Genomic DNA, 11,484 nt, shown 5'->3' on the forward strand with positions numbered 1-11,484 from the left:
ACGCGGCCGCGCTGCTGAACCAGACCTTCAACACCGACGCCGTCCAGGACGAGATGCTCGTCGGCGTCGCGAAGATCACCGTCGCCACCGAGTAGTCCTCGCTGACGGCCCCGTCGGGCCCCACCACCTCGACGTTCCCGGTAGAGCCCCGTCCCGCAGCTGCGGGGCGGGGCTCTCCGCGTTGCCGGGGCAGGGCTCCCGGGTGACCGGGGCGGGGTCTGCGGGTGGGCGACCCGTCCTCGTCGGCCGGCCCGCGCCTCCTCGTGGTCCCGGCCCGCGCCTCCTCGTGGTCCCGGCCCACGCCTCCGCGTGCTCGTGACCAGCGCCTCCTCGTGGTCCCGGCCCGCGCCTCCGAGTGGTCCCCATCGGCGCCTCCGCGCGCCCCCGCCAGCACGACGCGACCACTCGGGCCGACGACGACCTCCTCCCCCGCAGCCGAGGACGAGGAGGAGCGGGTCGGCAGGCACCAGGAACTCCCGACCCGCGCCTCCTGCGCCGGGCACTCGGCAGCTCGCACGATCCAGGAACGGCGGGCCCCAGGTTCCTGAACCGTGCACGGATCAGGACGCCGCCCACCCCTCTCGCGCGGATCAGGACCGATGTTCCTGAACGAGGGAGGAAGAGAGAGACACACACGGCGGCGGGCGAGGCGCAGAGGGCCGGACGCAGAGAGGCCCTCCCCGGCGAACCGGGGAGGGCCTCTCGTGCTGCGCGACGACTAGAGCAGGTCGTACTCCGTCAGGAACGCGGTGGCGACGGACGCCGAGTCCTTCTTGTCGACCTGCACCATGGCGAGGTACTCGGTGAGGTTCTCGGTGGTGAGCGCCTCCGAGACGCCGTTCAGCGCCTCCTCGACGGTGTCGCTGGACTTGTCCTCGCGGATGATCGGCACGATGTTCTCCGACAGGAACAGGTTCTTCGTGTCGTCGAGGGTGACGAGGTCGTTCGTCGTGATCGCCGAGTCGGTCGAGAAGAGGTTCGCGACCTCGACGTCGCCGTTCTCGAGCGCCGCGAGCGTCAGGGGGCCGCCGGCGTCGAGGGGGACGAACTCCTTGAACGTGAGGCCGTAGACCGACTCGAGGCCGACGACGCCCTGCTGGCGCTCGGCGAACTCGGGGCCGCCGGCGAGGCGCAGCTCGCCCGCGACGGGCTCGAGGTCCTCGATGGTCGAGAGGCCGTACTGGTCGGCGGTCGCGCGGGTGACGGTGAGCGTGTCCTTGTCCTCGGCCTCGGACTGCGGCAGCGAGACGATGCCCTCGGGCAGCACGTCCTGCAGCGCGTCGTAGACGTCGTCGGGCGAGGTGACGCCCTCGTCGACGCCGTCGGTCGAGAGCGCGGCGAGCAGGGCGCCGTTGTACTCGGGCAGCAGGTCGATCGAGCCGTCGTCGAGGGCCTTGAGGTACACCTCGCGGGCGCCGATGTTGAAGGTCCGCTTGACCGTGACGCCCTTCGCCTCGAGCGCCTGCGCGTAGATCTCGCCGAGCAGCTCGCTCTCGGGGAAGTTCGCCGAGCCGATCGCGATGGTGTCCGAGTCGGTCGACGAGCCGCCTCCGGTGCTGGCGGTCGGGTCGGAGCAGGCGGACAGCGCGAGCACGCCGACGCCGATGACGCCCAGGGCGCCGAACAGGGTCTTCTTCATGGGAGGTGGCCTTCGATCTCGTGCACCTGACGGAGGATCCGACCGGTGCGGGTGTGCGGTGTGGGGTGACCCTGGAGGTGCAGGTCGGGTCGAGGAGGCGCGGGCCGGGAGGCGCGCACCGGGTTCAGGAGGACGCGCGGTCGCGTGCCGAGAGGGCGGCGCCGTCGCCGGGGGCGAGGGCGGCGCTGTCGGTGTCGCCGTCGCCGGCCGCGAGCGCGTCGCGGTCGCCGGCCGCGAGGGCCGTGCCGACGCGACGCCGCGGGATGCGCCCGGTCAGCCCGGGCGACACGACCAGCCGCTGCGCGCCGGCGGCGAGCAGGTCGAGCACGATCGCGAGCGCGGCCACGACGACGGCCCCCGCGACGACGCGGCCGTAGTCGTTGAGCGACAGCCCGTCGATGAGCAGCCGGCCGAGGCCGCCGATGCCGACGTACGCGGCCACCGTCGAGGTGGCGACGACCTGCAGCAGGGCGTTGCGCAGGCCCGACGAGATGAGGGGCAGCGCGATCGGCACCTCGACCTTGAAGAGCACCTGCAGCGGCCGCATCCCCATGCCGCGGGCGGCGTCGATCGCGGCGGGGTCGACCGCCCGGATGCCGGCGTAGGTCGTGGTGAGGATCGGCGGGATCGCCAGCACGACGAGCGCGATCAGCACCGGGCCGAAGCCGAGGCCCATGATCACGACGAGCAGGATGATGAGGCCGAGCGTCGGCAGCGACCGACCCGCGTTCGCCGCGTTGATGGCGATGAACGACCCCTTGCCGGTGTGGCCGATGTACAGCCCGAGCGGCAGGGCGACGGCCGCCGCGACGACGAGCGCCTGCACCGTGTACCAGAGGTGCGTGACGATCAGCGAAGGGATCGAGGCGCGCACGCCGCCGCCCTGCCAGTTGGCGGGGTCGAGCAGGTAGCCGAGCAGTCCGTCGCTCATGCGGCGATCCTCCCGGCCGCGCGGGTCCAGGGCGTCACGCGCCGCTGGATCAGCACGATGACGCCGTCGCAGACCGCCGCGAGCAGCACCGAGAGCACGATGCCGACGACGATCGGCGGCGCGTAGTCGAGCTGCTGGCCCCGGGTGAAGAGGGCGCCGAGGCCGCCGACGCCGATGAGGGCGCCGACGCTGACGAGGCTGACGTTGGCGACGGTCGCGACGCGCAGCCCCGCGAGCATGACCGGCAGGGCGATCGGCAGCTCGACCGAGACCAGGCGCCGGAGGCGGCGGTAGCCCATCGCGGACGCGGCCTCGGTCACGAGGGGGTCGACCGACTTGAGCCCGTCGGCCACCACCCGCACGAGCAGCGCGACCGTGTAGACCGTGAGCGCGATGATGATGTTGAGCGGCGACAGGATGCGGATGCCGACGATGGTCGGCACGAGCACGATCAGCGCGATCGAGGGCACCGCGTAGAGGATGCCGCTGAGGTTGAGCAGCGGGTGGTAGAGGAACCCGAAGCGCACCGCGAGGTAGCCGATCGGCAGCGACACGACGATGCCGATCAGCACCGGCACGAGCGCGAGCACCACGTGCTGCGAGAGGGCGGCCTCGATGACCGCGACGTTGTTCTGCAGGTACTGGATCACGCCGGGTCGACCTCCCGTCGACGGCGGGCCCCCAGCTGCTGCATGAGGGCGGTGTGCCGGATCACCCCGTCGGCGACGCCGTGCTCGTCGACGCGGACGACGACGCCGACCGGCGACGTGATCGCGAGGTCGGTCACGAGGCGCAGCGAGTCCGTGACCTGGAACGCGCCTCCTGTGGGGGTCGGGGAGGCGGTCGACCCGAGACCGGGACCGGTCCAGCCGAGCGGGCGCCCGGCCTCGTCGAGCACGAGCTGCTCGGGCCCGGCGGCGACCTCGGAGAGCGGGGCGACGTCGAGGCCCGCGGCCGAGTCGAACGAGAGGCTGCGGAACCCGCGGTCGCGGCCCACGAAGCCCGCGACGAAGTCGTCGGCCGGCGAGGCGAGCAGCTCGCGGGGCGTGGCGAACTGGGCGAGCCGGCCGCCCTCCTGGAACACCGCGACGTTGTCGCCGAGCTTGATGGCCTCGTCGATGTCGTGGGTGACCATGGCGATCGTCTTGCCGAGGTCGCGCTGCAGGCGCAGGAACTCGGCCTGCAGCCCCTCGCGCACGATCGGGTCGACGGCGCTGAACGGCTCGTCCATGATCATCACCGGCGGGTCGGCGGCGAGCGCGCGGGCGACGCCGACGCGCTGCTGCTGGCCGCCCGAGAGCTGCACGGGGTAACGGTCGGCGAGCGACGCGGTCAGGCCGACGCGCTCCATCAGCTCGACGGCGGTGGCGCGCGCCTTCTTCTTGCTCGTGCCCACGAGGGCCGGCACCGTCATGATGTTCTCGACGATGGTGCGGTGCGGGAACAGGCCCGCCGCCTGGATGACGTAGCCGATGCCGCGGCGCAGCAGCGCCTCGTCCTGGCCGGCGACGTCGACGCCGTCGATCAGCACCCGCCCGGTGGTCGGCGTGACCATCCGGTTGATCATGCGCAGCGACGTGGTCTTGCCGCAGCCGGAGGGGCCGACGAGCACGGTCAGCTCGCCCGTGGGCAGCTCCATGTCGAGCCGCTCGACGGCGACGGTGCCGTCCGGATAGACCTTGCTGACGCCCTCGAACGTGATCATGGGTGTTCTCCTCGCCTGTCGGAACCGTGGTGGCCGGGTGATCGACATGACCGGTAGAACAGCCATTCGCCGTCCATTGTCCCCGATCCGACGCCTCCTCGCCCTCATCGAGTCGTGATCGTGATGCGGGGCGTGCCCCGTTCGGGGGGGCACGGGAAGTCCTGGGAGCACGATTCGACGCCGACGCCCCCCTCGTCACCCGGACGGGGACACGTAAGACATCCTCGTTTCTGTCAAGATCCTGAGATGACCACACCCGAACCGCCTCTCGGCGGGCAGCAGCACCCTCAGCCTCCCTACCAGACCGACGCCCCCACGCAGGCGTACCCGCCCGCCGCCACCGGCACGCTTCCTCCGCAACAGCCCGGTCAGCCATTCCCGAAGAAGCCGGCAGGACTCGCGATCGCCGCACTCGTCGTCGGGATCGCGGCGTTCCTCACGGGCCTCGTGCCGGTCCTCGGTGCGATCATCGGCATCGTGGCGGTCGTGCTCGGCATCATCGCCCTGCGCAAGCAGCAGTCGAAGGGGATGTCCATCGCCGGGATCGCACTCGGCGGCGTCGCGGTCATCTCGTCGATCGTCGCCGCCGTCGGCCTCGGCGCCGCCGTGAGCAGCCTCCCCGACGCCGCGCCCGTCGCCGCTGTCACCGAGAGTTCGGCGCCGTCCGAGCCCGTCGCCGAGGACCCTTCAGCAGCAGCGGCACCCGCACCCGCACCCGAGGAGCCCGCCGTCGAGGCAGCCCCCGAAGAGCCTGCCGTGCCCGCGGACTACGCGACGGCCCTCATCAAGGCGGGGATGTACTCGGAGACGATGTACATGAGCAAGGCAGGCCTCTACGACCAGCTCACGAGCGAGTACGGCGAGAAGTACTCCCCGGAGGCCGCCCAGTACGCGGTCGACACCCTCCAGGCGGACTACAACGCGAACGCACTGGCGAAGGCCAAGACGTACCGCGACACCATGGCGATGTCGCCTGAGGCCATCCGCGACCAGCTGACGAGCGAGTACGGCGAGCAGTTCACGCCCGAGGAAGCCGAGTACGCGATCGCCAACCTGAACAACTGATCGACACGACACACGCCTCGTCAGGAGGGCCTCGCCGACCTCGGCGAGGCCCTTCGGCGCTCAGGCCGACCTCGGCGACTCGGCGACGACGGCGAGAGGGCGACAGCCGTCCTTCGTGAGCCGCTGGAAGACCATCACTGACCACTCGTCCCGGTGGGGCGAGCCTGCTGGGCTCGCGTGCCCCATTCGGGGGCATACCGACCCGTCTGGGGGCTGGCAGGCTCAGGTGATGAGCACATCGAGTCCGCTGGGGGGCGGGCCGCACGAGCCCCAGCCCCCTCACGCCCACCAGCCCGGCCCCTACGGCAACACCGCGACCACCACGACCACGGCAGGCGGCGCCCCCGGGGCGAGCACGCCCAAGAGCCTCGCGCTCGCCGCCCTGATCGTCGGCATCGTCGCGTTCCTGACCGGCCTCGTCCCCGTCTTCGGCGCGATCGTCGGCATCGCCGCGATCGTCCTCGCGGCGCTGGCGCTGCGAAAGCGGCAGCCGAAGGCCCTGGCCGTGACGGGTCTCGCGCTCGGCGCGGTCGCCGTCGTCGCGTCGATCCTCGTCACGGCGGGCATCGGCGCCGTCCTCGGCGGCGCGGCCGACGAGCCGATCGCCGCGGTCACCCCGACCCCGGACGAGGAGGCGGCAGCCCCGTCGACGACGCCCGACGCGTCCCCTGCGCCCTCCGTCTCGCCCTCCGCCTCAGCCCCGGCCGACTCGGACGTCCCGCCCGAGTACGCCGCCGCGCTCGAGGTGGCCGAGACGCGCGCCGTCTCGCTCCGCAGCAGCAAGGCCGTCACCTACGCCGCGATCATCAGCAGCGGCGCCTCGGCCGAGGCCGCCGACTACGCGATCGAGGCCGTCGGGGTCGACTGGAAGGAGAACGCCCTCCTCAAGGCGAAGCAGTACCGGGACGGCGGGATGCCCGTCGAGACCATCCACGACCAGCTCACCAGCGAATACGGCGAGGCGTACACGGTCGAGGAGGCCGACTACGCGATGGCCGCCCTCGACGGCTGAGCCCTCTCCTCCCTCCCGGCGAGGCTGACGAGCCGACGCGAACGGCTGTTCCCCGCCCCGGGAACGGCCTTTCGCGTCGTCTCACGGACGGCGGGCGAGCCTGCGGGAGGCGAGGCGCGCCTCCTCGGCTCGCAGCCCGGCCCGGCCAGACTCGGTCCATGGACGACCGCGAGACCGACGACCGCATCCTCAAGGCCCTGGCAGCCGTCACGGGCGAGCAGCGTCGCGCCCTGGAGCAGGCGCGCGACGCCGTGGCGCCGCGAGAGGCGTCCTTCGGCGAGTGGCACGGCGGCCAGCGCGGGGCGAACGGCCAGATCCGCATGCCGTGGGCGACCTCCGGGCCGGAGCTGACCCTCGCCGTCGAGGCGGCGGAGGCGGCGGGCCTGCTGGTCCCGTTCCCGTGGACCACGTGGGAGCGGGGCCGCGCCTACCTCTCCGACCCGGCCACCTGGCCGGGCATGACTCCCGTCGACGGGGTCAAGACGTTCGTGACGGCCCTGCGGGCGAACCGCTTCTCGGAGGGCGTGCTGCTCGAGGCGGCCGACGACGGCGTCCTCCACCGGGCCCTCGAGGCCGTGCTCGAGGGCTGCCCCGACCTGGCCTGACCGGGCCCCGTGCCGAGAGGCCCCGGATCGACCCTGGGCGAGGCCCCGAGGGTCGATCCGGGGCCTCTCGCCGGCCGACACCCGTCGGGCAGCGCGGCGGCGCCGGGCGTAGCGTCCAGGCCATGAAGGCACTCCAGTACACGAAGATCGGCCAGCACCCCGAGGTCGTCGAGATCGAGAAGCCGACCCCGGGGCCCGGCCAGGTGCTGCTGCGGGTGACCGCCGCGGGCGTCTGCCACAGCGACGAGTTCGTCATGGGCCTCAGCGAGGAGGACTACACGGCGGGCGGCTACCCCCTGCCCCTCACGCTCGGCCACGAGGGAGCGGGCGTCGTCGACGAGCTGGGCGAGGGCGTCGAGCACCTGCAGGTCGGCGACGCGGTCGCCGTCTACGGGCCGTGGGGCTGCGGCCGCTGCCGGCCCTGCTCGCAGGGCAAGGAGAACTACTGCGTCAACGCCGCCGCCGAGGGCATCAAGCCTCCCGGGCTCGGTGCGCCCGGCTCCATGGCCGAGTACATGATCGTCGACGACCCGCGCCACCTCGTGCCGCTCGGCGACCTCGACCCGGTCGAGAACGTGTCGCTCACCGACGCGGGCCTCACGCCGTACCACGCGATCAAGACGTCGCTGCCGAAGCTCGGCGCCGGCACCTTCGCCGTCGTCATCGGCACGGGCGGGCTCGGGCACGTCGGCATCCAGATCCTCAAGGCGCTCTCGGGCGCGCAGGTCATCGCCCTCGACGTCAGCGACGAGAAGCTCGAGCTGGCCACCCACGTCGGCGCCGACCACGTGCTGATCAGCGACGGGGACGCCGCCGACGGCATCCGCGAGCTCACCGGCGGACTCGGCGCGGACGCCGTCTTCGACTTCGTGGGCGCCGCGCCCACGATCGCCCTCGCCACGTCGGTCGCCGCCACGGAGGCGGACGTCACCATCGTGGGGATCGGCGGCGGCACCGCGCAGGTCGGCTTCGGCTCCATCGCGTACGACGCCGCCGTCCGGGTGCCGTACTGGGGCAGCCGCTCCGAGCTGATCGAGGTGCTCGAGCTGGCGCGCGCCGGCCGCGTGTCGGTCGAGACGCAGCGCTACTCGCTCGACGACGGCCCGAAGGCGTACGAGGCGCTCGCCGCCGGGACCGTCCGGGGCCGCGCGGTCATCGTCCCGTAGCGCGCGTCGAGTCGGCGGGCTCGCGGGCTCGCGGTGCTCGCGGTGCTCGCGGTGCTCGACGAGTTGCCCCGGATGGTCGCCCCCGAGTCGGCGAGGCAGCCATCCGGGGCAACTAGGCAGGCTCGGGTCGAGTCGACGAGCTCGTGGTGCTTGGCGGGCTCGTGATGCTCGCGGGCTCGACGAGTTGCCCCCGATGGTCGCCCCCGAGTCGGCGAGGCAGCCATCCGGGGCAACCCGTCACTTCGTCGAGCGCGAGCGCGCGCGGACGGTCCGCGAGCGCGCCGCTCCGTCGTTCGGCTGAGCAGCGGACGCCGCCCGCGGCACGGCGGCTCATCCCTCCGGACCGAACCGGGCGTCGCAGGGAGGGGACCGGCCCGGACGGCTCGACCCGCGCCTCCTCGGGCTCGTAGCGTCCGGAGGGTCGGCACCGCGACGCACCGTCGCACCCCGCCGGCCCGACCGAGGAGCACCTCATGGACCACGACCGCACCACCCCCGACGCCCGCATCGCCGGGCACGCCGGCTCGACCCCCCACAGCACGCCCGGCACCGGCCGCGGTGCCTCGTTCCGTCGCGCCGGCGTCGTCGCCGTCGTCGCCTGTGCCGTGACCGGCTCGGCTCTCGGGCTGGGCGCGGCGGGCGCCTTCGCGACCGACGCCGCCGCTCCCTCGTCCGAGCAGGTCGCCGCCGACGCCGCCGCACAGGCGGCCGGTGCGTCGGAGGGCACCGCCGCCGCGCCGAAGATCACCTACGACGCCGCCGACCTCGCCGCCTTCGCCGCCTCGCCGTACGCGGACGACGCGCTGAACCTCGCCGTCGTCTGGGGCACGCCCGACCTCGTCACGGCGCAGGGCAAGGCGGGTGCCGCGATCGCGGCGGGCACGCCGCTGCCGTTCGGCCCCGACGACGCACCCGGCGCCTCGTACACGGACGACCAGCGGCTCGAGGCGTTCTTCCTCGCCGGGTCGAGCTGGCCGCAGGCCCTCGGGCTGGCCGTCGCGTGGGGCGAGCCCAGCATCTACACGGTGAAGACGACGATCGGCGGCACGCTCCTGGCGCACGAGCAGGTTCCGGCCGCGCCCGCGACGTTCACCGAGGACCAGCAGGTGGCCGCGTTCTCCGCCGGCGGCTACACCGAGGCGAACGCGGTCCAGCTCGCGGAGACGTGGCAGAGCGGCTCGGTGCGCGAGGCCCAGGCCCGGGCCGGTGCCGCCCTGCTCGCCGGCGAGACGCTGCCGGTCACCCCCTGAGCCGCGCCGTGACGACGCCGGCCCCCGCCGCCCAGGCGGTTCCAGGCCCTGCCGCCGAAGCGTCACCCGGCCCCGCAGCCGGGGCCGCACCCGGCCCCGCCGTCCAAGCCGCACCGGGCCCCGCCGCCGAGGCGCCCCTGCGGCGCCGCATCGGCGTCGAGATCGAGCTGCTCGCCCCGGCCGGCGTCGATCGCGGCGTGCTCGCCCGCCGGGTCGCCCTCGCCTCGGGCGGGGCGGCCCGGCGGGTGTTCCACACCGACTCCGAGCCCTCGCTCGTGCCGGGCATGGGCCACTTCTGGCACCTCACGCCCGCGTGGGAGGTGACCGGTGCCGACGGCGCGCCCGTCGCCTCCTTCGTGGACGACGTCACCCTCGTCGACGACCTGCGCCGCGAGCACGAGGAGGCGCGGGCCGGCCGGGCAGCGACCGCGACCGCTCCCGGTGCCCGCGGCCCGCACCTCCCCCCGCCGTCCCGCGACCTGTGGCGGGTGCTGTCGGACGACCCCCGCCTCCTGCGCCTCGTGGGCGACCACGGCGACGCTGACGGCCCCTTCTCGCGGGCGCTCGACGCGGCCGCGCGGGTCTTCGGCACCGACGTCGAGGTCGTCGGCGGCGTCCGGCGCCTGCGCGACCGCTCGGGGGCCAGCATCGCGATGGCCGCCCCGCTCGCCCCGGGCCGCGAACGGCCCTGCGAGATCGTGACGGCTCCCTTGACGGTCGACCACGAGGCCGCGCTGGAGGCGCTGCTCCGGCCGGCGCGCGAGCTCGGGTTCACCGTCCCCGTCGAGGCCGCCGTGCACCTGCACGTCGACGGGGCGCCGTTCCGGTCGGCGCACGCGTTCGCCAACCTGGTGCGCTTGTCCGGCCACTGGCGCGCGGCGCTGCACGTGCTGCTCGAGACGAACCCGGCCTGCACCCGGCTGGCGCCGCTGCCGCCCGCGCTGCTCGCCCTGGTCGAGTCCGAGGCGGCGGACGCGACGACCCGAGGAGGCGCCTCCCCCGCCCGGCGCTGGCACCGCCTCCAGCAGGCCGCGGCCGGCACCGGCCTCGTGAAGTACATGGACGTGAACCTCACCGCGCTGCTGACCGACAGCCCGGTGCGCGACACGGTCGAGGTGCGGATCCTGCCCGGCTCGCTCTCCGCCTCGGCGATCACCGGGCGTGCACGGATCGTCGAGGGGCTGCTCGACCGGTGCCTCGAGGAGGCGCCCCTCCCGCTCCCGACGACCCCGGACGACCCTGCGCGGGCCGCGTCCGAGCTGAGGCGGCTCGCGGGGATGTGACGGGCGACCGGCCCGGGCCGGGCCGACCGGACCCGGGCCGGGCCGGCCTGCGCTAGAACGCCTCGATCGCGCTCGTCGTGAGCTGCTGGAGGTCCGTGTTCGCGCACGCCTCGAAGCTCGCGCCCGAGGCGGCCACGAAGATCGAGCGGACCGACCCGGGCGGGTAGACGCGGAAGCCGTCCGTCGCGGTGGGCCGGCAGGTCGCGGCGTCGTAGCCCCCGGTCTGGACGATCCTGACCAGCGCCTGCACCTCGCCGCCGGGGGCGACGCTCTGGGTCTCGTGGGGCGTCCCGCGGTCGAGCGCGGCGGAGGCGCCGATCTGGGTGCCGTCGCCGCCTCCCACGAACGAGACTCCCGGCCAGCCCTGCAGGGTGCAGGTGCGGTCGCCGGTGTTCGCGAAGATGAACGCGATGCCGTAGCTGCCGGCTGCACCACCGCCTCCGTCCGCGATCTCGGCGCTCAGCTCGTCGACCGTGCAGCGGGCCGACGCGTCGCCCGTGGCGCCGTCGCCGAGGTCGCCCCCGCCGCCCGAGGCGCCGTCCGGCCCCGGGGTCGCGCTCGGCTCGGCCGGGGCCGACGGGCTGGTCGCGCCCGCCGTGGCGGAGGCGGTCGGGGAGGGCGAGGCGGGTGCGGCGGGTGCGGATGCGCTCGTCGTCGTGCCCGGATCGCCGGAGGTGCAGCCCGAGACGAGCAGGCCGAGCGACGCCGCGAGCACGAGGGGCAGGAGGACGGGGGCGGTTCTGGTCATGTCCCCGATCGTGCACTCGCTGCAAGGACGCGGTTCATCCTCATGGCCGAGAAACGCGCCCCGGGCCGGAGCTAGCGTGT

The 11,484-nt window shown here is 74.1% G+C and carries 11 protein-coding genes; 6 read left to right on the plus strand and 5 right to left on the minus strand.

Translation table 11 applies throughout. The features are described 5' to 3' along the window. Window positions 1–718: 718 nt before the first annotated feature. The 4 genes from FHR78_RS14140 to FHR78_RS14155 form a co-directional block, all read right to left on the minus strand. Window positions 719–1,639, minus strand: coding sequence for an ABC transporter substrate-binding protein (locus tag FHR78_RS14140; protein ID WP_166761208.1), 921 nt, complete (start codon window positions 1,637–1,639; stop codon window positions 719–721). A gap of 124 nt (window positions 1,640–1,763) precedes the next feature. After that, window positions 1,764–2,570, minus strand: a complete 807-nt coding sequence (locus tag FHR78_RS14145) for an ABC transporter permease (RefSeq protein ID WP_166761209.1) — start codon at window positions 2,568–2,570, stop codon at window positions 1,764–1,766. Then, a complete protein-coding gene (locus tag FHR78_RS14150; protein ID WP_166761210.1) occupies window positions 2,567–3,220 on the minus strand; it encodes an ABC transporter permease subunit in 654 nt (217 codons plus the stop codon). Before FHR78_RS14150 ends, FHR78_RS14145 begins: the two co-directional genes overlap by 4 nt. Continuing rightward, a complete protein-coding gene (locus FHR78_RS14155) occupies window positions 3,217–4,275 on the minus strand; it encodes an ABC transporter ATP-binding protein (RefSeq protein WP_166761211.1) in 1,059 nt (352 codons plus the stop codon). Before FHR78_RS14155 ends, FHR78_RS14150 begins: the two co-directional genes overlap by 4 nt. A 246-nt stretch (window positions 4,276–4,521) precedes the next feature. Between FHR78_RS14155 and FHR78_RS14160 the strand changes: the two genes are divergently transcribed. The 6 genes from FHR78_RS14160 (at window position 4,522) to FHR78_RS14185 (ending at window position 10,656) form a co-directional block, all read left to right on the plus strand. Next, complete coding sequence (locus FHR78_RS14160) at window positions 4,522–5,340, plus strand: Ltp family lipoprotein (RefSeq protein ID WP_243862628.1); 819 nt, start codon at window positions 4,522–4,524, stop codon at window positions 5,338–5,340. Between the two features lie 229 nt (window positions 5,341–5,569). After that, on the plus strand, window positions 5,570–6,352 hold the full coding sequence (locus FHR78_RS14165; protein WP_166761212.1) for an Ltp family lipoprotein: 783 nt from the start codon (window positions 5,570–5,572) through the stop codon (window positions 6,350–6,352). Window positions 6,353–6,510: 158 nt separating this feature from the next. Further along, on the plus strand, window positions 6,511–6,957 hold the full coding sequence (locus FHR78_RS14170; protein ID WP_166761213.1) for a DUF6508 domain-containing protein: 447 nt from the start codon (window positions 6,511–6,513) through the stop codon (window positions 6,955–6,957). A 122-nt stretch (window positions 6,958–7,079) separates the two neighbouring features. Beyond that, window positions 7,080–8,123 carry an NAD(P)-dependent alcohol dehydrogenase gene (locus FHR78_RS14175; RefSeq protein WP_166761214.1) on the plus strand — a complete coding sequence of 348 codons (1,044 nt, stop codon included), beginning with the start codon at window positions 7,080–7,082 and terminating at the stop codon, window positions 8,121–8,123. A 473-nt stretch (window positions 8,124–8,596) separates the two neighbouring features. Beyond that, window positions 8,597–9,373 (plus strand): hypothetical protein, encoded by a 777-nt coding sequence (locus tag FHR78_RS14180; protein WP_166761215.1) that lies wholly within the window; start codon window positions 8,597–8,599, stop codon window positions 9,371–9,373. Window positions 9,374–9,381: 8 nt separating this feature from the next. Next, entirely contained in the window at window positions 9,382–10,656 is a 1,275-nt protein-coding gene (locus FHR78_RS14185; protein ID WP_347878230.1) for an amidoligase family protein, read from the plus strand. Between the two features lie 52 nt (window positions 10,657–10,708). Here the strand turns inward: FHR78_RS14185 and FHR78_RS14190 are convergent, their stop codons facing one another. Next, window positions 10,709–11,404 (minus strand): DUF4232 domain-containing protein, encoded by a 696-nt coding sequence (locus FHR78_RS14190; RefSeq protein ID WP_166761216.1) that lies wholly within the window; start codon window positions 11,402–11,404, stop codon window positions 10,709–10,711. Window positions 11,405–11,484 lie beyond the last annotated feature (80 nt).

The sequence above is a fragment of the Frigoribacterium faeni genome, assembly GCF_011761235.1.
In the GTDB taxonomy this organism is placed as follows: Bacteria; Actinomycetota; Actinomycetes; order Actinomycetales; family Microbacteriaceae; genus Frigoribacterium; species Frigoribacterium faeni_A.